This is a genomic window from Tuberibacillus calidus DSM 17572, assembly GCF_000430685.1.
GTDB lineage: Bacteria > Bacillota > Bacilli > Bacillales > Sporolactobacillaceae > Tuberibacillus > Tuberibacillus calidus.
Genome location: NZ_KE387194.1, coordinates 27,863 through 49,904, shown reverse-complemented (window position 1 = coordinate 49,904; position 22,042 = coordinate 27,863). Strand labels below are relative to the sequence as shown.

At 45.9% G+C, this 22,042-nt stretch carries 16 protein-coding genes; 10 read left to right on the top strand and 6 right to left on the bottom strand.

From position 1 onward, the window contains the following. Positions 1 to 13 precede the first annotated feature (13 nt). Entirely contained in the window at positions 14 to 616 is a 603-nt protein-coding gene (locus tag H532_RS0115415; RefSeq protein WP_027726214.1) for a YkoP family protein, read from the top strand. Positions 617 to 838: 222 nt separating this feature from the next. Here H532_RS0115415 and H532_RS19160 read toward each other — a convergent pair whose 3' ends face one another. Continuing rightward, complete coding sequence (locus tag H532_RS19160; RefSeq protein WP_245566486.1) at positions 839 to 1,291, bottom strand: ATP-dependent Clp protease proteolytic subunit; 453 nt, start codon at positions 1,289 to 1,291, stop codon at positions 839 to 841. Between the two features lie 124 nt (positions 1,292 to 1,415). Here H532_RS19160 and H532_RS0115405 point away from each other — a divergent pair, with 124 nt between their 5' ends. The 3 genes from H532_RS0115405 (at position 1,416) to ltaS (ending at position 6,290) form a co-directional block, all read left to right on the top strand. Further along, positions 1,416 to 3,068 (top strand): DUF6044 family protein, encoded by a 1,653-nt coding sequence (locus H532_RS0115405; protein ID WP_051263377.1) that lies wholly within the window; start codon positions 1,416 to 1,418, stop codon positions 3,066 to 3,068. 86 nt (positions 3,069 to 3,154) lie between these two features. After that, positions 3,155 to 3,958 (top strand): ammonia-dependent NAD(+) synthetase, encoded by an 804-nt coding sequence (nadE, locus tag H532_RS0115400; RefSeq protein ID WP_038112741.1) that lies wholly within the window; start codon positions 3,155 to 3,157, stop codon positions 3,956 to 3,958. A 304-nt stretch (positions 3,959 to 4,262) separates the two neighbouring features. After that, positions 4,263 to 6,290, top strand: a complete 2,028-nt coding sequence (gene ltaS / locus H532_RS19155; protein ID WP_051263376.1) for a lipoteichoic acid synthase — start codon at positions 4,263 to 4,265, stop codon at positions 6,288 to 6,290. 185 nt (positions 6,291 to 6,475) lie between these two features. Here the strand turns inward: ltaS and H532_RS0115390 are convergent, their stop codons facing one another. The 4 genes from H532_RS0115390 to H532_RS19150 are packed head-to-tail and all read right to left on the bottom strand — an operon-like array spanning position 6,476 to position 10,091. Next, positions 6,476 to 7,990, bottom strand: a complete 1,515-nt coding sequence (locus H532_RS0115390) for an MDR family MFS transporter (RefSeq protein ID WP_027726211.1) — start codon at positions 7,988 to 7,990, stop codon at positions 6,476 to 6,478. 13 nt (positions 7,991 to 8,003) lie between these two features. Continuing rightward, the gene (locus H532_RS0115385; protein WP_027726210.1) at positions 8,004 to 8,711 is read right to left on the bottom strand and encodes a hypothetical protein; all 708 of its coding nucleotides are present in this window, start codon (positions 8,709 to 8,711) and stop codon (positions 8,004 to 8,006) included. Positions 8,712 to 8,725: 14 nt separating this feature from the next. Continuing rightward, the gene (locus H532_RS0115380; protein ID WP_027726209.1) at positions 8,726 to 9,448 is read right to left on the bottom strand and encodes a polymer-forming cytoskeletal protein; all 723 of its coding nucleotides are present in this window, start codon (positions 9,446 to 9,448) and stop codon (positions 8,726 to 8,728) included. Next, positions 9,426 to 10,091 (bottom strand): YhbD family protein, encoded by a 666-nt coding sequence (locus H532_RS19150; protein ID WP_038112712.1) that lies wholly within the window; start codon positions 10,089 to 10,091, stop codon positions 9,426 to 9,428. The genes H532_RS0115380 and H532_RS19150 overlap by 23 nt, the downstream gene beginning before the upstream one ends. A gap of 163 nt (positions 10,092 to 10,254) precedes the next feature. Here H532_RS19150 and H532_RS0115370 point away from each other — a divergent pair, with 163 nt between their 5' ends. The 5 genes from H532_RS0115370 to H532_RS0115350 all read left to right on the top strand — a co-directional run bounded on the left by H532_RS0115370 (position 10,255) and on the right by H532_RS0115350 (position 17,641). Beyond that, complete coding sequence (locus H532_RS0115370) at positions 10,255 to 10,959, top strand: EcsC family protein (RefSeq protein ID WP_038112710.1); 705 nt, start codon at positions 10,255 to 10,257, stop codon at positions 10,957 to 10,959. A gap of 358 nt (positions 10,960 to 11,317) precedes the next feature. After that, the gene (locus H532_RS0115365; protein ID WP_027726207.1) at positions 11,318 to 12,472 is read left to right on the top strand and encodes a S53 family peptidase; all 1,155 of its coding nucleotides are present in this window, start codon (positions 11,318 to 11,320) and stop codon (positions 12,470 to 12,472) included. Positions 12,473 to 13,001: 529 nt separating this feature from the next. Continuing rightward, entirely contained in the window at positions 13,002 to 14,519 is a 1,518-nt protein-coding gene (locus H532_RS0115360) for an NADH dehydrogenase subunit 5 (protein WP_027726206.1), read from the top strand. After that, positions 14,516 to 17,116 (top strand): DUF2309 domain-containing protein, encoded by a 2,601-nt coding sequence (locus tag H532_RS0115355; protein WP_027726205.1) that lies wholly within the window; start codon positions 14,516 to 14,518, stop codon positions 17,114 to 17,116. The genes H532_RS0115360 and H532_RS0115355 overlap by 4 nt, the downstream gene beginning before the upstream one ends. Positions 17,117 to 17,266: 150 nt before the next feature. Next, on the top strand, positions 17,267 to 17,641 hold the full coding sequence (locus H532_RS0115350) for a Na-translocating system protein MpsC family protein (RefSeq protein WP_027726204.1): 375 nt from the start codon (positions 17,267 to 17,269) through the stop codon (positions 17,639 to 17,641). 252 nt (positions 17,642 to 17,893) lie between these two features. Here the strand turns inward: H532_RS0115350 and H532_RS19145 are convergent, their stop codons facing one another. Next, positions 17,894 to 19,882, bottom strand: a complete 1,989-nt coding sequence (locus H532_RS19145; protein ID WP_081412503.1) for a heavy metal translocating P-type ATPase — start codon at positions 19,880 to 19,882, stop codon at positions 17,894 to 17,896. 391 nt (positions 19,883 to 20,273) lie between these two features. Here H532_RS19145 and H532_RS19140 point away from each other — a divergent pair, with 391 nt between their 5' ends. After that, on the top strand, positions 20,274 to 21,617 hold the full coding sequence (locus tag H532_RS19140) for an APC family permease (protein WP_038112708.1): 1,344 nt from the start codon (positions 20,274 to 20,276) through the stop codon (positions 21,615 to 21,617). The last annotated feature ends 425 nt before the right edge of the window (positions 21,618 to 22,042 follow it).

The window sequence follows — 22,042 nt, the reverse complement described above, 5'->3', positions numbered from 1 at the left end:
AATTATCATTGCAATGAAACTTCGCGCTTTTATCTTATCCCTTTGGGGATTGTGGGACCCCTTCTATTATTTCTGTTCCCATTTGACGTTGCTTGACCCCAATGACCGTAAAAACAACGTATTCCGAGTTAAACTCGTTCGCTATAAGGGACATCCAGTCGTTCTTAAGGATGGCACAATGGTTAGAAAAAATGATCTCCTTGTTAAAATACACCTTCATAATGTCCGACTTTTGAAAGACATGGTTAACATCAACAGTGAATTCCACAAAGGGCTTTTTATTTATAAAAAAATCAAAGATGCCTTACCGACGCTCGCGCATTACGTTCATAAACATGACAGGGCGGATGTAATCAAGGGCATCATCGGGATTTCCATGCTCCATCAAGGAAGCGAACGGCTTGGATTTGAAATTCATGGCATTTACAGTCGCTTTTATCGTTGGTTTAAAACGCTAGCCCAGTATCCCATCCATTTACTCGCATCGGACCATCCGTACCATGCCCGGCATCGGGTACACCCAAAATATTTATTTATGTCAAAAGCCACCTTGATTAGTCGTTATTATATCCATCTCGATCAGCGTGCTATTTCTAACACAATGGATGGGTTATAGTAGATAAGCACTACGGCATCCCATTTTCAATTGAAGTAAAGAAAACTTGGCGCTGCCTAGCCTTTTGAGCACAGACGAGCTTAGTTTCCCTTATGCTAGCAAGTATAAGTAAATAAGAGGTTGACTCAAGTGCGAGGTCATGCCCACTAAAACCATCAATCGTGTGGTTCGCAATAATGGATCATGGTGGGCGTTTGACCCTTAATGAGTCAACCCCTTCTTTTATTTACACAAAACCTGGTCGACAATGCCGTAAGCTTTGGCTTCTTCGGCGCTCATAAAATAGTCGCGATCAACATCGCGAGCGATTTTTTCCAATGGCTGGCCGGTGCGCTCCGCGAGAAATTCGTTTAGTTTTTGACGAAGCCGTAAAATCCGACGGGCGCTAATTTCCAAATCGCTCGCCTGTCCTTTGGCACCGCCGTGCGGTTGATGAATCATAATCTCGCTATTCGGCAGTGCCAGGCGCTTTCCTTTGGTTCCCGCCGCTAGAATAACCGCGGCAAATGATGCGGCCATACCGGTACAAATGGTCTGAACATCCGGTTTGATGAATGCCATCGTATCAAGAATCGCAAATCCCGCCGATGTCGATCCACCCGGGCTATTGATTAACAATGCAAAAAAACAAACCGCATATTGAACGCTTGCACCATACTCCACCGTCTCTTTCAAAAACAAATTGAATGCTATTCAAAACATTTGTCAACACCAATCCCCTCCATTCCGTCATGTTTAACCTTTAGGTCCAATTGGTTAGACTAGACGCGTACTTATTTATCAATTGGAGCTGATGGAAATGACACGGCACCGGCTTCTAATGACGGGTGCACTTGTCTTGATTTTCCTTTATCTTTCGCCATATTACATCCTTGGGGAAGATACGAGAGTACGCATTCATGACAATTTAGACTCAAATGTTGTTTGGTATAAACTGATGGCAGATACCCATACCCTTTTTGGCGGGCTTCACAGCGTGATTCCCAATATGATGAACGGGGTACCGCGCAATTCACTTGGTTCTGAATTTGATATCGGACTCATTCTTTATGTACTGTTTAAACCGTTTATGGCCTACACGTTAAACCAAACATTTATGCGGTTTGCCGCCTTTTTGGGCATGTATCTACTGCTAAAACGGCATCTCTTTAAAAAAGGGGAAGAAGCGCTGGTCATCGGGACCGCCTTATGTTACGCGTTTTTACCTTTTTGGCCATCTGGAGGTTTATCCATCGCCGGCTTGCCGCTTGCGCTTTACGCTTTTCTTAACTTCAGAGCGAATCAACAAACCAAATGGGATTGGCTGATCATCTGCTTTATCCCATTTTATTCCAGTTTTATCCTCAGTTTTTGTTTTTTTATTGGCTGCATGGGGATATGGTGGCTGGCTGAGGCGCTTAAGAAACGAAAATGGCATATCCCTTGGCTCTCGGCTTTAATAATCATGACGACGCTTTACCTAGCCATAAACTACAGGGTCATTTATGAAATGTTCATTCAAGATCGGTTTCTTTCTCACCGAGAGGAATTCAGCCGCGGCACATTAAACACCTTGGAAATGATCGGACGCGCCGTCATCTATTTTGTCATAGGCCAAACCCATGTCATTCGATTAACAGAATTTATCGTCCTTCCGACCATCCTTATTGCTTTATATCTTGGCTATGTATATAAGAAAAAAGTTGATCTATTATGGTGGATTTTTGGGTTATGCGGCTTGTTTTCTTTTTTGATAGCCGCCTACTATTGGCAGGGAACATGGACGCTTGAGAAATCATTTCCGATCATCCGATCCTTTAATTTCGGGCGCATTCATTTTTTAGAACCCGTCCTTTGGTACATTGGCTTTGCCCTCGCTCTTTTCATTATTAAAACAACCTGCCGAAACGGCCGTTTGGTGTCAACGCTCCTTTTAATTTCGCAAATCGTGTTGCTTTTTTCTTTTAATGAACAGTGGAAATACACGTATTACCACTTTCCAACCTATCGGGAATTTTATTCACCGGCGCTTTTTCAAGAGATAAAAAAATACATTGGCCAACCGCCGTCGACGTATCGCGTCATCTCGATCGGCATCCATCCGGCGATCGCAGCGTATAACGGCTTTTATACCTTGGATGGCTATGTGCCAAGCTATCCGCTCAAGTATAAACATGAATTCCGCCGCATCATCAGCCCAGAACTTAAGAAAAACGACCGCCTCCGCCATTATTTTGATGATTGGGGAAGCCGCTGCTATATTTTTGTCGATGAGTTGGGCCAGCACTATATGTACCGACACAAAACGATCCGTCATTTGCAGCTTAATATCAAGGCACTTCAAGAAATGGGTGGTAAATATGTGTTGTCAGCGGTTAGAATTGCTAACGCTAAGGAGAATCATTTGGTAATGCAAAAAAAATTTACCCGGCCATCCTCTCCTTGGACCATCTATTTATATAAAATCAGTTAAGGGTTTAAATATGTAAAATCTACCTAAATTCGCTATACTTTTAGTTAAAAATATATTATTTGTATGGAGTGATGAACATGCGACCAATGCAAAAAGAAATTATGCAAGCCTTACACGTCCGGCCCGAAATTGACCCTGAAGCCGAGATTCGCGCACGAGTGGATTTTATTAAATCATATCTTTTAAAGTCGGGGGCAAAAACGCTCGTTCTGGGCTTAAGCCTCGGCCAAGACTCAACGCTCGCCGGAAAACTTTGTCAAATGGCTGCCAATGAGCTCAATGAGACGGAAGGCGGGGGTTATGCTTTTATCGGCGTGAGACTGCCGTACGGGGTACAAAAAGATGCCGATGATGAAGCCGCTGTCCTCGATTTTATCCAGCCTGATTACACTTATAAATTTAATATTCAACCGGCTGTAGACCAATTGAAAGCGACCTATGACGCTGTTTTACCTGAACCGCTTGGCGACTTTCAAAAAGGAAATGTCAAAGCGCGCATGCGCATGATCGCGCAATATGCGATTGCTGGTGAAAAACGCGGTTTGGTTGTCGGCACGGATCACGCCGCCGAAGCGGTCACAGGCTTTTTTACGAAATATGGCGACGGTGCCGCCGATTTGTTGCCGTTAGCTGGTTTAACAAAAAGGCAAGGGAAAGCCTTGCTTAAAGCTTTAAACTGTCCTGAACAACTGTACTTAAAAACGCCTACAGCAGATTTACTCGATCAAAAGCCGCAACAGGCTGATGAAACGGAACTGGGCCTCACTTATGAACAAATTGACGATTATCTGGAAGGTAAAGAGGTACCAGAAGACGTTGCTGAAAAAATTGAAAACCAATATTCAAAAACCTGTCACAAACGAGCCCTACCGGTTTCGATGTTCGATTGATACCAGTACGGTTCGGGTTTGGTTTGGTTTTCCTTAATAAAAATGCCTGTTTTTTTGCGGCCATTTGAAGCTTGCTAGCATAATTCAACGAATCTTTTCATATAATTTGCTCGTCTAAAATAATAAAGAGCAAGTCACAAATCGTCGTTTTTTGGAAAAAGATTCAGTTTGACATTTTGACCAATCCGACTAAAATAAATGGAGTAAACAAATCCGTGGTTGGTAATAACTTGAAAATCTTTGCCAATGCATACCTCAAAGGTTCCTTCAAGTGGCCGATTCTGGCTTTTTAGGAGGGGAAACTATGACTCTTTTAAACATTACAAAGAAAATCATGAACAGAAAAATGACCTTTTTCTTTATAGCTGTGTTGCTTTTATGGGCGAAATCCTATTATGCCTATTTGACGGAGTTTAACTTAGGGGTTTCAAACAATATGCAACGCTTCCTGTTGTTTTTGAACCCGGCAAGCTCCGCCCTATTCTTCCTTGGCATTGCCCTTATTTTTAAAGGTCGCAAGCAGTATGTTTTAACCATTATTATCGACTTGATCTTGACGATCGTTTTATATGCTAACGTCGTGTTTTATCGCTTCTTCAGTGACTTTATTACACTACCCGTTATTTTCCAAACGAAAAACTTTGGGGAAGTCTCGGGCAGCGCTCAAGCATTGATGGAGCCGCACGACGCAATCTATTTTGTTGATATTTTGCTGTTAATCGCCCTTGTCGTCTTCAAAGTCGTGAAGCCGCATGAGCGGTTGCAATGGCGGACTGTGGGATCAGTGTTTACGGCTGCCATTGTTCTATTTGCGATCAACTTAAGCCTTGCTGAAGCTGACCGCCCGCAGCTGTTGCAACGGGCGTTTGACCGAAATTATTTGGTCAAATATCTTGGGGCATACAATTACACGATTTACGACTTGATCCAAAATGCCCGGACTTCGGCACAGCGCGCGATGGCCGACAGCAGCGATGTCGTTGATGTCGCCAACTACGTGAAATCGAATTATTCAGAGCCGAACCCCAAATATTTCGGCAAAGCTAAAGGCGACAACGTCATTTATATCTCTCTTGAGTCTTTGCAAAACTTTATGATTGATTATCAATTGCCTGATGAGAATGGGAAAATGCAGTATGTCATGCCGTTTTTGCATTCCTTGACAACGGACGACCATACGTTTTATTTCAAAAACTTTTTCCATCAAACCGGTCAAGGAAAAACATCCGATGCTGAATTTATGATGGAAAACTCTTTATTCCCGTTATCACAAGGTTCCGTCTTTTACACGAAAGCGCAAAACACGTACCAAGCGGCACCGGAAATTTTACATGATCACGGCTATACGACAGCGGTCTTTCACGGCAACTATAAATCCTTCTGGAACCGCGATGTCATGTACAAGTCGCTCGGGTATGACAAATTTTTCGATGCGCGCTACTATGACATGCAGCCCGACCATGTGATTAACTACGGTATGGAAGATAAGCCGTTCTTTACCGAATCCATGCCTTTACTGAAGGGCTTGAAACAACCGTTTTACACGAAGTTCATCACATTGTCCAATCACTTTGATTTTAAACTCGACCCGGAAGATATCGATTTTCCGGCCGGCGATTTCGGTGACGGTGTCGTCAACCGTTACTTCCAAACCGCGCATTACTTGGATGAAGCGCTCAAGCAGTTCTTTACGGATCTGAAGAAAAGCGGTCTTTATGACCATACGGTGATCGTCATGTACGGCGACCATTACGGCATCTCCGAAAACCACAATAAAGCGATGGAGAAAGTCATGGGTCAGCCAATCACACCGTTTGAAAACGCGCAACTCCAACGCGTTCCGCTTTTCATTCATGTTCCGCAAGTGAAAAGCCCAGGAAAACCGATTGAAACGTATGGCGGTGAAGTCGATGTCCGGCCGACGCTCATGCACCTGTTAGGCATTAATACGAAAGACTTTATTGCCTTCGGTTCTGACCTGTTATCCAAGCAGCACCGCGATATCGTCCCGTTCCGTAACGGCGATTTCGTGACAACGAAATACACGTCGGTCAAAGGCACTTGCTACTTGAATGCCACCGGAGAAAAAGTCGATAGCAAGCTCTGCAAACCTTACGATGAAATTGCGAAGAAGGAACTGGAAATGTCCGATAAAGTCGTCAACAGCGACCTGCTTCGCTTCTATAAACCAAAAGGCTTCGTGCCAATGGATAAATCGAAAATTGATTATCGCCGTGAAGTACAAGACAAAGACATGCCGCCATCTTCTTTCATCAACTATGATCAGCAACCAGAAACGACCACCAAAACGATGGGAACAGAAGGCGAGTAATCTATCATTTAAAAAAGAGCGGGCTCCACAGTGAGCCTGCTCTTTTTATTCCGGTTAGAAAGTCTATGAGATTTGCTTAAAGAGCCCAAAGGCTCTGCCTTCGCCTAAAAAAAAGACTTGGCAGAGCCAAGTTTCTTTAGCAGAGCCTAATTGTTTTATTTCATTCCAGTCCTCTCCCGACTTTTTTAACCAGAGATTTCTTTGTTCGTCAGGTTGATGAATTTTTCTTTCCCCATCAATAGAGCAAAAACGAACGTAAACGCTGCCGGCAGGATCAACCATAAAAACGTGATGGTGATGGACGATGACAAAGCGTCCGTCCATTTTTCTAACACCGGTGACGGAATGTGGGCGCGAGTTTCCGGTGCCATCATCGCTCGCGGGTCACCCGACATCATCTTGCCCATTGGTCCCATTCCGGAAATGACATCGGCCAGTTTATTCGTCATCAAGTGGCTTTGAATCATCCCATAAATCGTCAACCCGACGGTCATGCCTAGTTCGCGAACGAAATTGATGCTCGAGCCTGCCTGACCGCGACGTGTGTAATCAAAAGGTTGAATCGCTGCCATATTAAGAACCGAAAACGAAAACCCAGTGCCAAAACCGGTGATGATCATATAAATCGTGATCCACCACCGCGATGTTTCGACGGATAGCGTTGATAGCAAAATAATCCCTGCAATAAGAATCAGGCTTGAAAGGGTCATCACCGTACGGAACCGAAATTTAGCGACAATCATCCCACCAATAACGCTAGTGATGACCGACGCCAAGCTCATCGGCAATAAAAGGATCCCGGAGTTCGTCGCCGAGCCCCCTTTAACTCCTTGAATGAAAATCGGAATAAACATGACGGCTGCAACAAACACGATGCCATAAAATAAGCCAGCAAGGGTGCTCGTCGCAAATAAGCGGTTTTTAAACATTTCAAAAGAAATAATGGGGGATTCGGCCTTTGTTTCGATTATGAGAAAGGCGACCATAAACAGGACAAAAGCGGCAAACAAGCTGATGATGATGCCGGAATCCCATGCATAAATTTTTCCGCCTAACTCTAGGGCAAACATCAGGCAAACAACTGAAGTGACGAGGGTGATGGCCCCCCACCAGTCAATTTTTTGTTTTTCATGTACCGCTGACTCGTGATAAAAGACGCCGATCAAAAACAGCGTGATTAATCCCAGCGGCAAATTGATGTAGAAAACCCATCGCCAGTTGATATAATCCGTAATATAGGCTCCGGCTAGCGGCCCAATAATGCTCGATAACCCGAAGACAGCCCCAAAAACACCGGACAACTTTCCGCGTTGGTCTGCTGGAAAAACATCAAAGATGATGGTAAAGGCGATCGGGATCAGCGCGCCGCCCCCAATCCCTTGTATCGCGCGATAAATGCTGAGTTGTATAATGGACTGCGCCGTCCCACTAAGCACCGAACCTAATAAAAACATCGACAGACCGAAGAGAAAGAATTTTTTCCGGCCATACATATCCGACAATTTTCCGAAAATCGGCATGCCTGCGAGTTCCGTGACTAAATAAGCGGTTGTGACCCAGATGAATTTGTCTAAACCGCCAAGGTCGCTGACAATCGTCCCCATCGCTGTTGCCACGACGGTTTGGTCAATGGAAGCCACAAACATGCCGAGCATCAGTCCTGCAAGAACAAACTTTAATCGATTTTTACGTTCTGTCATCATACCACCCTTTCTACACCTTTTCATATTTTTGAACGACTGAATCTTCGTGTGCGTGATAATGCGTTTTATATTCCACGGTCTCGATGTCACAGCCTGGACCAAGACGAACATTTGTGCCTCTTACGGTTTTGGCCTTTGTAAATTCTAAGTAGATCTCATCACCTTCAATCGACTCGGCATTCAAGATCCCTCTAGAGTGTAACAACCCGATTAACCCTTTCCGCCTTTTTACAATGATTTCATCCCCGCCGATTTCTTTGACTTTACTCGGGCCGAAACTTTTCACTGAAATTTGAATGGTTCCAGCATTAAGGAGGCCATTGACTTCAAACGCTCCGATAGCCTCAAACCTCTCCGCTTCCACATCGCCTTGGACAGTGAGCCTTCCCTTAATCCTCACGCGCTCCGCCTGTATATTTCCCTGAACTTCTGCCTGTCCCCAGATCCCGAAATCGTCGGCTTGGACGTTGCGTAAAAACTCGGTCTGCCCAAAGATGCGAACATTTTTGGCTTGGACATCATCATGAAAATTCGCTTGACCAGCCACTCGCACATTTTCGGCCATCATTTGTCCCATCGCTCTCCCTGACCCGCGGCAAATGAACTCCGCACATTTTAAGTCAGTTGTGATGCTTCCTTCACCGCGAATGATGACCTTTCTAAAGTCACCACCAGCCGTCATGCCCGCGCCGTTAATGCGGATATCTTTATTTGTCATGATTCACACACCTCTTATAGCTTTTTAAAACTTTTAACTTCCGCTTCTTGATCTTGCGTCAATTCCTCGTAATACTCGACGAGGTCAATCATACAGCCGGGCCCGATGTGTACGTTTTTTCCGCGGACGACACGGGCTTTGGTATTTTCCAGCGAAATATCATCACCCTCAATGACATCCGCCGACAACATCGGTTGCAACCCATTAAAAAGTTTAGACAACGAAAATCCTTTATGCTCTTTTCTCACTTGTATGGTACTGCCCCCAATTTCCTTGGCCGAAGCATTTTGGTAAAGCATGATCTCGATCGTATCAGCATTGAGCATTTCACCAATTTTAAAAGAGCCTTTAATGGTAAAATGTTCACTCGCACAATTTCCTTTGATCGTGAGCGTTCCATTGACCTCTGTTTTTTCTCCGGTAAAGTGTTTATCAACTTTTAGGGAGCCGCTGGCTTTCAAGTCTTCACATGCTAAGCGGCCGTCGACACGGCATGCGCCGCTCACATCCATCGCTTGAGCCTCCACATTGCCGAAATGATGGCTGGTGCCGCTCACTTTCATGATTTTCACTTTCACATCGCCATCCGTTTTGCCCGACCCTGATATGCGGCAATAATCACACATCAAATCCCCGCTAACCGTTGCCGAACCGCTTATTTCAACGCGCCGATATTTGCCGCCTGCGGCTTTGGCCGTGCCTGATATGATTAAATCATGATTGTTTTCCATTCTCATTTCCATCCTCCTGGTTATTCGCTTCAAGCTTTTCTTTTAATGCCTCAATGGATTGAGCAATGTTGGCTCGGTAGGCAATCCTCGCTTCATTCTCAATAAAAAGTTCAGCGGGGCTTCCGATAATCATTGCAATTTGCAATCCTAGCTTTCGAATCAATATGAGCTCGCCGTTTTTCCCCTTAACGTTTTCATAATGGTCACGCATGACGTGAAGGAGTAGACGCCCCTCTTCTAGGCTGATGGAACCGTTTTTCAGCCCTTGATCGATGAGGAAAATGGTCAGCAATTCATCAAAATTGAGGATCGGCTTCTTTCCAAAGGCTTCTTCAAATAACTTCACAGCAACATTTGAAACAATGTTTTGTTTTAATAATTGTTCAGTTTCCACGGTGATGGCCGCCGGATTCGGTGAAACATGGGCGGCGATTTCATCCAAAGACAGATGGTCCTTCATGTTAAGGATTTTATCGATCCTTTTTAAAATTTTTTGCTTCGGAAAAAACGTTTCTTGACCGGTAAAGGTCGATTTCCGAATAAACCATTCTTCGGGAATCAAGTTTTTTCGCTTCCAACGATATAACTGGCCGTAGGAAATGCCGGTTAGTTCAAGCAATTCCTTTTTTGAAATCAATTCATTCTCCATTGATTGCCACCCCCTCCATTAAAGTAACATAACAATGTTATGTTGTAAAGATGTTATTTTTCGACTACAATCATTTTATAAGCCGAACGAATTTCGCCAAACGCTCCAGAGGTTTAACCTCTCTCAGCCCTAAGACGTATTTTTATATTTCCGGAGGGTGAATATGACCTACGAAGAAATCGCTAAAAAAGAATGCCTGGATTGGCAGCGTAAAATGATGAAAAAGAGCGGTATGGTAAGCCGTGCAGCCAAAAAAGTCCAGGTGGCTATTAATAATAAAATCCCCGAAGCCGTCCATCGCACTATGACGGAAGCCATAAAAAAAATCACCCAAGCGGCATTGCTCGGGTCAAAATGGACAACCCAACGGCCCCCAGCGGCAAATCTTTCACTAAAGGAAAGAGAAACACTTATTCAAGAAAAAATAAAAACCTACAAACGCGTGGCTGCTGTGGAAGGTGCCGGAACGGGCGCCGGAGGGTTTTGGCTTTCTTTAGCCGATTTCCCTGCTCTATTGTCAATTAAAATGAAATTTTTGTTTGAGGCTGCCACCCTTTACGGCTTCGATGTCAAAGATCAACGGGAAAGATTGTTCATCCTATACGTGTTTCTCACCGCTTTTTCAAGTGACGAAAAAAGACAGGACGCTTTCCTCAAACTGAAAAATTGGGAGCAGTACGATCACCATCCTGAAATGGACTGGTACACCTTCCAACAAGAATACCGCGACACGATTGACCTAGCCAAATTACTGCAATTGGTTCCGGGTTTGGGAGCTGCTGTTGGCGCTTTCGCCAATTATCGCTTTCTTGATCATTTAGGAAATACAGCCATGAACGCCTATCGCATGCGGATTTTTCGCCTTTAATTTCCAAGGTGGTATCCGTAACACTAACAGCTCGCCGTACTTTAAGACTTCTTCATCTTTAATTTCCAGAGAGACGGGGACCCCTTGACCGCCCCCCTTTTCGATGCTTGTCCAAAACCGGTATATTTTTGACCGCTATTTTCCCATCACTGTCACTCCAAAACAAACCACCTAATCACCTCGTATTAAGGAGCTTCAGACCTATGTCTTAAGCGCCTTATTTTTTTCGCAAATAACTTCGTCCCCTTGCCATTTAAATCAAAGTCCAACAGTCCCTTTTCCCAATACCAGAAATTTTGCTAAATGTTAAAATAAATTCACGTGACCACCCTATTAATCTATTAGGAGGGATAAAAGTATGAAAGGTTTTTGGAGCAAACTAGCTGTCACACTGTCTTCATCTGCATTATTGCTACTTGGAACTGCCACCGCTGACGCCTATTCCCCACATCAAAAAGCTTGGGAAGCAAATCATCCGGTCCACGTAAAACCATCCGCCACTCATTCCTACCAGTATGGGCTTAACCCGGCACAAGTTCGGCATGCCTATGGGTTGGATAAACTTAGTCAAACCGGTGCCGGCCAAACCATTGCCATTGTTGATGCGTACGGTAGCCCGACGATCCAAAACGACCTGCAGGTTTTTAATAACCAATTCAATCTCCCGCCCGCTAATTTACAAGTCGTTTATCCAAATGGTAAACCGAGAAAAACCGATCCGGGTTGGGCACTTGAGACCTCAATGGACGTTGAATGGGCACATGCGATTGCTCCGGATGCTAAAATTCTACTTGTTGTGGCGCCATCGGCATCCATCACTGACCTTCTTGCCGCCATCGACTATGCCACTAGCCACGGAGCGCAAGTCGTCTCAAACAGTTGGGGCGGCTCGGAATTTTCCTCTGAATCAAGCTATAACAGTCACTTTAGCCATCCCGGTGTGACGTATTTCGCCTCATCCGGTGATAGCGGAGCAGGGGTTTCATGGCCTGCGTCCTCACCTTATGTCGTCTCAGTCGGCGGGACGACTCTAAATGTTGACCCATCCGGAAATTACTTAAGTGAAAGTGCTTGGTCTGGTTCCGGCGGTGGGTTAAGTGCCTATGTATCAAGACCCGCTTACCAAGATGTTGTTTCCCAGCTGGTTGGTGCATCCCGCGGTAATCCGGACATCGCTTTTGATGCCGACCCGAATACGGGCGTCGCTGTCTATGACACGACAAGGTATCAAGGACAAAGCGGCTGGTATGTCGTCGGAGGAACGAGCCTCAGCGCGCCAGCCTGGGCAGCGATCGTAGCTTTGGCTGACCAAAGCCGTAACACCCCACTTTCATCAAACGAAACCTTAAATGCCCTTTACAGCCTCGGCAGCGGGTCCAACTATCAGACCTATTTCCACGACATTTTATCCGGCGATAACAGCGGTTATAATGCCGGAAGCGGGTATGATTTAGTCACCGGTTGGGGAAGCCCGATCGCCAACCAACTCGTACCCGCTTTAGCGCAATACTAAAATCAGGCGGCTGTATTAAAAATTAAACTGACAGACGAAAAGCCGGGTACCCGCCCGGCTTTTTTATTGGTAGGAAAGCATAAAATTTTTAGGACAGCATAAGTGCTACTAAGTCCCCCGCTTTCGCCTAACAGGCTTAGCCGATCTCCCACTTAAAACTTTTAATTAGGCCAGCATGACTGCACGAAGGCTTGGATGGAGCAAGTTTTGGACTTGACAAATAACCGAGTCATATATAAAATATATAAGCGAGGTTTCTTTAACATTCGGTTGCCCGGATGAGAAATGAAATCTATCATAAAAAGTATGAGATACATAGGGGCACCACCATCTGTCCCTTTTTATATTTAATAAAATGCAATAATAGGTGGACGCTTAAAGGGCCGTTTTTGGCCAGTTAAACGTAAACCGGCAATTTTCCATCATCCGTGGAATCTCTCATAAGAGCGGTTCCGAACGGTGGAAGTTGCCGGTTTTTTATTTTCATAAAAGTACAAAAATGAAGTTGGCCTGTTTGGAGGGAAACCACATGACGGATTTATTGCATACGTTATTGCCGATTCTTTTTATCGCATTTTTACTCCTTGCGGCTCTCAGCGCGCTTATCTTTTTACAACCCTGCGTACCATTGTCCTATGTTCGCGTGCATATGGGCCTTTTAACGTTACCGCCTTTGATCTCTCTTGGGGCGCTCATTATGGACCGGACCCCTACCATCCTAGGGCCGTTTCGCTTCTATTCATTATCATGGTTGATCGCCTTATTTGTACTGACGATCGGGCTCATCGTCCAACGCTATTCGGTTCGCTATCTCTTGGGCGATCGCCATTATCGCGGCTATTTTGCTTTTCTTTCCTTCATCACTTTTTTTGATGCTTTCGCTTGGGTCAGCGATGATATACGGCTTATGCTCGTTTTTTGGGGAGCCGTCCTTCTGTCTTTAACGCTTTTGATTCGGCTAAATCACACATGGCGGCAAGCACTATGGTCTTCTGCCTTAGCCGGCCGCGTGTTTAGCTTGAGCTGGCTATTCCTGTTAGTCGCCATCGTTTGGCTCGTCAAAGAAACCGGAAGCTGGCATTGGTCACAGCTCAGCGCTCATGTCGCCCAGCTTCACCCTTGGTCACATACCGGTATGACGCTACTACTCGTGATGTCGGTCATGATTCCTGCCGCTCAGTTTCCTTTTCAAAGTTGGCTACTCAACTCTGTTGTCACACCGACACCGGTTTCGGCGATTATGCATGCCGGCATCGTCAATGTCGGCGGGATTCTTTTGACGGTAGCTGCACCTTTATTTACAAATGCTTTAGCCCAAACCGTCCTTTTGATCGCGTCAGGGCTTTCCGTACTTCTAGGAACGGGCATCATGCTGGTTCAGCCGGATTATAAACGGCAACTTGTCGGTTCAACGATCGCGCAAATGGGCTTTATGCTCGTTCAATGTGCCTTGGGCGCTTTCGCTGCCGCCATCACACACGCTGTTTTACACGGTCTATTTAAGGCCACATTGTTCTTGCAATCCGGGAATGCCTTGCAACATGCGGAAAAGCCTGAACGTACAGGCCTTCATGCCAATCTATGGCGGGTGCTCGGACTTATTTTGGGCATCGCAGCAGGCGTTATCTACTGGACGCTTTCGCCGGACTATGGCTACCGGACAGCAAGTGCCGTCATTTTAGGGTGGTCACTCGCTATCGCTTGGACGCAACTGACCGCTTATGACTACGGGCGATTGGGACGGCTCATCAACTTGGGTGTGCTGTGTGTTGCGGGACTCATGTTTTTCTTGATCCATCTCGCTTTTTATCACCTTTTGAACGGCATTCCGTCCCCCGGTCCATCAACGCCTTTAGTCATCATTCTGTTAATACTATTAATTGGAGCCAGCCTGCTCGCCATCTGGGTCAAACGGCAGCGTCATTCAAAACTTTATACTTGGCTGTACCTTTGGCTCATTCGTATTGGTGAAGCCCACCCGGATGCCATGGAAAGCCATCCGAAATATCTCACACAGCTTATGTCAAAAGGAGGTCCAACGCGATGAATACCACTTTAAAAAACCTCGCGTTTTCATCGGTTCACGCCATTGATCTTCATCAACTGGTAAAAGCAGCTTCACGCGTCATTGCACCATATGGACCGATTACGGCTTTTGCTGCCCGCAGTCCTTGGGCCGGTTGGGAACACATGCAGTTCGATAAAGCAGTGGAGCGGTTGAAAAGATGGTGTGATGTCGACATCCTACCCAGTGAGGCGATGATTCAAGCCGCTATTAGCAGCCATCACATCGACCAACAGGAATTAAAGGCAGCGCTCCACCGCTGGCTTGAAAGCCAAGCCTTGGACATTCCGCAAGAGATCCAAGAACAATTTGGTTGGGCATTACTTAATGATAATAAGGAATACGCCGCCGACATAGATCCCGGTCATGTGAAAACCGTTTCGAAACGGCTGCGCCGCCTCGCCTCTCATCTAGCTGGGCCATCGATTGTTGAAACGCACAGTCGGAAAACGGAACGGCTCGGCATCGACAACACAGGGGAACGCCTCAATCACCAGATGATGAAGTGGTGTAAGTTATATCTCGATGATCAGCAAGCCGCTTGGCCGATGCCGCACCGGGAAAAAGGCTTTTATGGCGCTTGGAAGCGGCTTTCGCCTCATGATCCGGCACTTCCCCGCAGCCTGCGTCAACGGTTAAAAGCTTTACCGGAAGACGCTGAGCAAGCCCTTAAGAAAGCGCTCGTCGATTTACACATACGCCCGGAAGAAAGCCGTCAATATTTAGAAGCACATCTTTTGGCTTTGCCCGGTTGGGCGGGGATGTTGCTTTGGATGGCAGAAGAAAACGGTGATGATCACCTCCTTATCGACTATCTTGCCATCCGCCTCTCCCTTGAAGCCTTTCTTATTCCGCCCGAGTTGATCGAAACCCCTTCGTCGCAAGATGACGGTGGAATGCTTGAAGCGCTCATTCAATCTTGGGCGGCGTATGGCGGAATGGCGCCAAGTGATTGGCTCCATCTGACAACGGATGAACAAAAAAGCCGATTGCATCTCGCCCAGCGGCTAAAGGCCGCCCGCCGCCTGATTTGGCTTGAGGCTTGGGAGAGAACATATGAAGCGCATTTGAAAAACCTCATTTCGGAAAAGGTATCGGCACCTAAGACGCGCGAACAACCGCCTGTTGCGCAATTTGCTTTTTGTTTGGATGTTCGTTCGGAAGCGATCCGTCGCCACCTCGAAGAAACGGGTCCATTCGAGACTTTTGGCACGGCTGGTTTTTTTGGATTACCGATCAAAGCCCGGAAACTCGGAAAAAAGCGGAGTCACAGCGCGTTGCCGGTCATGCTCAAACCGCAATATAAAATCGAGGAAACCTTGCCGGATCTTGATTACCGGGATTTCCAGAAACGCGCCGATCTTGCCGAGTCACCGAAACAAACTTTTGAAACATTGAAATACAATATGCCGAGCGGCTTGTTGCTTCCGGAAATCAGCGGTCCGTGGCTCGCTTTGCATAGCCTCGCTTCAAGCTTTATTCCCGAAACCGTGCGAAAATGGTACGGGAACATACACAAGCGCTTGGTCAAAACGCCGAAGATCGGCTTGACACTTGACCGTTGTTGTGAAGGCGAAACGGACTTGCCTTTGGGATTTAGCGATGAAGAAAAAGTCTTCTTTGCGCGCCAAGCCTTGGTGACAATGGGCTTAACGGAAAACTTCGCGCCTCTAGTGGTGATTTGCGGGCATGAAGGGGAAACCGTGAATAATCCTCATGCCACCGCCTTGGATTGCAGTGCTTGCGGGGGCGCATCGAGCACATTCAACGCCCGCGTTCTCGTCGCCTTGTGCAATCTCCCGGAAGTACGCGAAAAGTTGAAAACAACAGGGATTATCATTCCAGAAGAAACCGTTTTTGTCGCCGCCAAACATGTGACAACAACCGATGAATTGCAATGGCTCGATGTACCAGACCTTAGTCCAGAAGCGCAATCGGCCTTTGACCGCGTCGAAAAAGTTTTACCTAAAGTCACTGAACAACTTGGCCGTGAGCGTCTCCCCCTTCTTCCAACCATTGTTTCGGTAAAAGAACGCACACATGCGGAAGCGGAAAAGCGGGCTAAGGATTGGAGCGAAATTCGTCCTGAGTGGGCGCTGGCGGGGAATGCCGCTTTTATCATCGGAGAGCGTTCCTTGACAAAAGGCCGCCATTTGGAAGGTAGGGTCTTTCTTCATAATTATCAATGGCAGAAAGACCGTAACGGTGAATTATTGGCCAACATAATTAAAGGTCCGGTGACGGTAGCCCAGTGGATTAACTTGCAATATTACGCCTCCACCGTGGCCCCGCATTATTACGGAAGCGGCAATAAAATCACCCAAACCGTCACGTCAGGTATCGGGGTAATGCAAGGCAATGGCAGTGACCTGTTGACTGGCCTCCCTTGGCAATCCGTCATGGCTTCTGACACGGCCATCTATCATGAGCCGTTACGCTTGCTCACGGTCATCCAAGCGCCGACCGAGTCCATTCAGCGCATCCTTGATCATGACCCGGATTTTCGACAAAAGTTGAAAAACGGTTGGCTTCGTCTAGCGACGATTGACCCCGACGGAAACTGGATCAGCTGGTCTTAGAGGGGCCCTTTTTCATAGACGGTTTTTGTTCAGCCTGTGAGAAGAAACTGCGAAAGCTTTGGTGGAAAGTCAGCCGGCCTAACGATTAACGGTTGATTCTCATTCATGATAAACTATAAAAAAGAAACGCTACACGGAAAGGAACACAATATGGGAAAAACAAAAGGTGATCTAGAAGCCGAAATCAGCAATGCCTTAACGCACTGGGAAAAAACATATCTCGGACGGGGCTCCATATCCGTTAAATCGGACATCTTACGCAACATGATTATTGTCACCCTTAGGGGCATTTTAACGCCTGCCGAGTATTCGCTATGTAGCGATAAAGACGGTTTATTGTCCGTCAAAAAACACCGAAATAGTTTGGTGGAGTCCGGTGTCGATGATTTAAAAGAAATTATTTATAATATTACGCAATTTGAAGTCGTCAGCATGCATACGGATTTAAGCACGAAAACCGGCGAACGCGTCATGGTGTTTAAGCTTGCCGGCAATCTTCAAAATGCCATAGAAGAAAGAGGTTGACCGATCGGGGTTTTGTCCCCCTGGTCAACCTCTTTTTATCTATATCAAAACCGTTTTTCCGCGATCTAGAGTGTATGCTCATTTTCCCAAGCTCAAAAGTGTACCAAAGTCCCGTTTTTGTCCATTTTCTTTGCTAACCCGGTCTTAGACACGGGCATACCGCCTCGTTTTTACATAATAGAGTCCCAACGCTTTCCCTTTAAGGTATCGAGGCATTTCCTGCTGAAAAACGGGCGGTCGCCGCAGTCTCTTCTAGTTTTTAGAAACGGAGGCTTGCCGGTTCAGTCCTTCCGTTAACCTCCACTTTGAAGATGGGGTTTCGGTTCTTCCTTTTTCCCCGGCAACGGACCGCAAAAGACGTAAGCCATTTAAAATAACTAAGATGGTGCTTCCTTCATGGCCGACAACACCAAAGGGTAAATTGATGACCTGAAGAAAATTGGAACAGATTAATAGGAAGATCACGGCCACGGCAAAGGTGATATTCTGTTTGACGACCCGGTTCATCCGCCGTGAAAGTTGAATGGCATAGGCGATTTTATCAAGGCTGTTTTTCATTAAAACGACATCGGCCGTCTCAAGGGCCACATCCGTTCCTTCCCCCATCGCAATGCCCACATCGGCAGTCGCAAGTGCCGGGGCATCGTTCATGCCGTCACCGACCATCGCCGTTCGCCCATAGCTTTCTTTAATGTTTTTAATGTATGCCAATTTTTCCTCCGGCAAGCATTTCGCGACATAAACATCGACTCCCGCTTCCTTAGCAACTGCACGGGCCGTCGTCTCATGATCCCCGGTGAGCATGATCGTGTGAATGCCTAAGCTTTTCAATGTCTTAATGGCTGAGGAAGCTTCAGGCCGTACCTTATCTTTCATCGCAATCAAACCTTGAATGCCGGCTTCATTACCAACATAAACGACGGTTTTCCCTTCTTCTTTAAGCGATTGGGCCTCGGCCGGTTCGTCATCTAGAAACCAACCGGCTTGCCCGATGCGCCATCGTTGGCCATCAACCGTCGCTTCCACCCCAAGTCCAGCGGTTTCTTCCATGTCACCGACTTCCGGTAGAGGAACTTGAGAAAGCTTTTTATATTCATGGACAATTGCCTGGGCAAGCGGATGATTGGAATGGTGCTCAATAGCTGCCGCTAATCGCAAAAGATCATGTTCATTTCGGTCGCCGAACGGCACAACATCCGTTACACTCGGTTGACCAAGCGTTAATGTCCCGGTTTTGTCAAAAGCCACAGCTTTAATATGACCTAATTGTTCAAGATGGACACCGCCTTTAAATAAAACCCCGCGCTTGGCTCCATTTGAAATGGCGGCCAGTGTAGCGGGCATAATGGAAGCGACAACCGCGCATGGAGACGCCACAACCAAGAGCACCATGGCGCGATAAAGGGTGTCCGCAAAGCTCCAACCGAAAGCAAAATGGGGGATCACCATCATCAGGAGCACAGCGAATAAAACGACTTTGACGTAGACATCCTCAAATTTTTCAATAAAAAGCTGGGATGGCGATTTTTCACTTTGGGCATTTTGGACAAGGTCTATAATTTTTTGGAATAACGTATCGTTTGCCTTTTTTGCCACTTCAACGATCAAGACGCCATTGACATTGATCGTCCCGGCAAACACCTCGTCATTCTTACACTTCATCACAGGGAGGCTTTCTCCTGTAATAGCCGATTCATCGACCGTGGTTTCCCCTTTGAGAATCACGCCGTCCGCCGGAATGCGTTCCCCGGGTTTTACAATAATTCGGTCACCGACTGCGAGTTCCTTGGCATGAATCACTCGTTCTTCTCCGTCTTCGATGCGCGTCGCTTTTTCCGGCTGGATATTCATCAGGGATGAGATTTCTTTTCTGCTTTTATTTGTCGTATAGGTCTCAAGCGCCCCGCTCAATGCAAAAATGAAAATCAGTACACCGCCTTCCCACCAATAGCCAATCAAAGCGGACCCAATCGCTGCCAAAAACATTAAAAGTTCCACGTTTAAGGTTTTCTTCTCGATGGTCTCCGTGATGCCTTCCTTCGCCTTCGCATAACCGCCGATCACAAACGCAATGATAAAGAAAACAATGGAAAAAATCGTATTTTCATAGGTTAAAAGCCATCCGATCAGCATGAGTAAACCGCTTGTGAGTGCTGCAATCAGCTCACCATGCTCATTTAAAATATATTTTACTTTAGTATTATTATTATTTTTAGTGAAAATTTTGGCGTATTCTGCCATGTGGAGATGCATGTAAACACCACCTTAATTGAGAATAAGAATCATTATACATTTTATATTCGAGTTTAAAAAAACTTGATATTTAGCCTTGCTTTTCTCCATTATATTCCCATTTTAAATTATAATCAATATAAATAATTATATTTTTAGATGATAATAATTATCATTAACAATTATCTTATTCCCACACCAAATTCGATTAAAGATTATGAATCTAACTTGTCCTAAAGAGAGGAATCGAACAGACTACGGAAGTCGAAAATGATTCTTTAGTTGACGAATTGAAAGACATGCCTTATAGTATAACCAGTTACTTTAATGCTTAAAAGCATTTATGCATAAAACTGCGAAAGTGCCAAAAGTCAAACAACGACAAGGGAGAGACAACAATATGAACAAACTTCGCAGGGAACTCAGCAGCTGGCACGGTTACGCATTAGTGATCGGCGGAATGATTGGTTCCGGGATATTTGTCGTCACAGGCCAAGCTGGCGCAGAGGCCGGGCCATCTGTTCCATTCGGTTATATCGCCCTGTTACCGGTTTTACTGGCTTCCGCCCTTGCTTACTTAATTTTTTTAAGCAGTCCATTGGGGAAAAAGCCCGGCGGTGCCTACGTCCATATCAGCCGTACTTTTCAAAGTCACTTCGTTGGATTTATCTTTATGTGGTTTCAATATATCGCTTTAATTGGCGTCATGGCGGTCATCGCGCTGTCTTTCAGCGATTATGTGACCAGTTTGTTAGGTTGGGGACATTCTCTGCTACTTGCAACCGTCTTCGTGCTCTTTTTTTACTTGCTGAACTTAATCGGTGTTAAATGGTTCGGACGCATACAACTATGGATGTCGATTATCCTTTTGGTTTCCATCGGCTTTCTCGTCTTACCAGGGTTGTTTGCTGTACACCTGAAAAACTACACCCCCATCCTTCCCCATGGGTGGCATGGATTCTTTAGCATCCTTCCTTCGTTGTTTTTTGCCTATTTCGGCTTTGAACAGCTCGCACAAACTGGGGGAGAAATGAAAAATCCACAAAAAGCCCTGCCGAGAACGATGTTGCGCGGGGCGCTCATCACGATGGCTATTTACTTTTTAGTGTCTTGGGTTGCTTTTGGGGTTCTGCCGGCGGACATTCTAGCTAAATCGCAAAGTGCGATGGCCGATGTGGCGGCCGTTTATTTACCGGGATGGGCCAAATGGATTGTCGTCATCGGTATCATCATGGCTTTTGCCACGACTTTAAATTCGATCATGATGGTCGTAAGCCGCATGCTGTTCAGTTATGCAGAGGACCGAACCGTCCCATCTGTTTTGGCATTGGTTAACAAAAAATTTGGCACGCCTCATCTGTCATTAACAGTAAATACGCTTCTTGTCATTGGGTTGCTTTGGACGAAAACATTGGATTTTATTATCAACATATCTTTACAGGGAATGTTTCTGATGTATATGGGACATGCCATCGCCATGATCGCCCTCCCATATGTCCGGCCGGCATTATTGGAAACCGCTCTTTTTAAACCGTCAAAAAAATGGATGGTTATCTGTGGCTGTTTTGCCTTCGTGGTGCTTGCCGTATTCAGTTTTCAAATGATACTTTCCGTCGCACCGATGCTCATTGGCTGGGCAATCATAGGAACAGCCTTATTTTTCATCGGTAAATGGGAGGGTAAACGGAAAGGCTTTGACTATCAGGCCAATTTGAAAGAGGATTGGGCGAAAAAAGCTTCATGAAAAACGGGGACAATCCCCGTTTTTATTTTTCCGGTAAGTGACCTATCCTTTTTCAGGCTAGCATGACACAACTACGGCTTTGCCTTTGTGCGATATTTTTAAGCTTCGGACATGATAAAACGTTGCGCAAAAAGAGGAAGCGCAACGTTTTTCGGTTCAATGGCGTCCAAAACGTCGCGCTGCAACCAGATATTAGGGAAATCAAGGCACGATTCACGGGTCCAGACGCCTTTGCGCGACTTTTTTAGGGCTCCGACACACGAAAACGTTGCGCAAAAAGAGGAAGCGCAACGTTTTTCGGTTCAATGGCGTCCAAAACGTCGCGCTACAACCAGAAATTGGGAAAAATCAGACGCGATGCTAGGATCCAAACGCCTTTGCGCGACTTTTTTAGGGCTCCGACACACGGAAACGTTGCGCAAAAG

What these genes read in the sequence shown, in the direction of transcription:
- H532_RS0115350 (WP_027726204.1), top strand. Translation starts at nt 17,267, where the DNA reads ATGGGAAAAACAAAAGGTGATCTAGAAGCCGAAATCAGCAATGCCTTA.
- H532_RS0115385 (WP_027726210.1), bottom strand. Translation starts at nt 8,711, where the DNA reads ATGACAAATAAAGATATCCGCATTAACGGCGCGGGCATGACGGCTGGT.
- H532_RS0115380 (WP_027726209.1), bottom strand. Translation starts at nt 9,448, where the DNA reads ATGAGAATGGAAAACAATCATGATTTAATCATATCAGGCACGGCCAAA.
- H532_RS0115405 (WP_051263377.1), top strand. Translation starts at nt 1,416, where the DNA reads ATGACACGGCACCGGCTTCTAATGACGGGTGCACTTGTCTTGATTTTC.
- H532_RS0115360 (WP_027726206.1), top strand. Translation starts at nt 13,002, where the DNA reads ATGACGGATTTATTGCATACGTTATTGCCGATTCTTTTTATCGCATTT.
- H532_RS0115390 (WP_027726211.1), bottom strand. Translation starts at nt 7,990, where the DNA reads ATGACAGAACGTAAAAATCGATTAAAGTTTGTTCTTGCAGGACTGATG.
- H532_RS0115355 (WP_027726205.1), top strand. Translation starts at nt 14,516, where the DNA reads ATGAATACCACTTTAAAAAACCTCGCGTTTTCATCGGTTCACGCCATT.
- H532_RS0115365 (WP_027726207.1), top strand. Translation starts at nt 11,318, where the DNA reads ATGAAAGGTTTTTGGAGCAAACTAGCTGTCACACTGTCTTCATCTGCA.
- H532_RS19140 (WP_038112708.1), top strand. Translation starts at nt 20,274, where the DNA reads ATGAACAAACTTCGCAGGGAACTCAGCAGCTGGCACGGTTACGCATTA.
- H532_RS0115370 (WP_038112710.1), top strand. Translation starts at nt 10,255, where the DNA reads ATGACCTACGAAGAAATCGCTAAAAAAGAATGCCTGGATTGGCAGCGT.
- H532_RS19150 (WP_038112712.1), bottom strand. Translation starts at nt 10,091, where the DNA reads ATGGAGAATGAATTGATTTCAAAAAAGGAATTGCTTGAACTAACCGGC.
- nadE (WP_038112741.1), top strand. Translation starts at nt 3,155, where the DNA reads ATGCAAAAAGAAATTATGCAAGCCTTACACGTCCGGCCCGAAATTGAC.
- H532_RS19145 (WP_081412503.1), bottom strand. Translation starts at nt 19,882, where the DNA reads ATGGCAGAATACGCCAAAATTTTCACTAAAAATAATAATAATACTAAA.
- H532_RS0115415 (WP_027726214.1), top strand. Translation starts at nt 14, where the DNA reads ATGAAACTTCGCGCTTTTATCTTATCCCTTTGGGGATTGTGGGACCCC.
- ltaS (WP_051263376.1), top strand. Translation starts at nt 4,263, where the DNA reads ATGACTCTTTTAAACATTACAAAGAAAATCATGAACAGAAAAATGACC.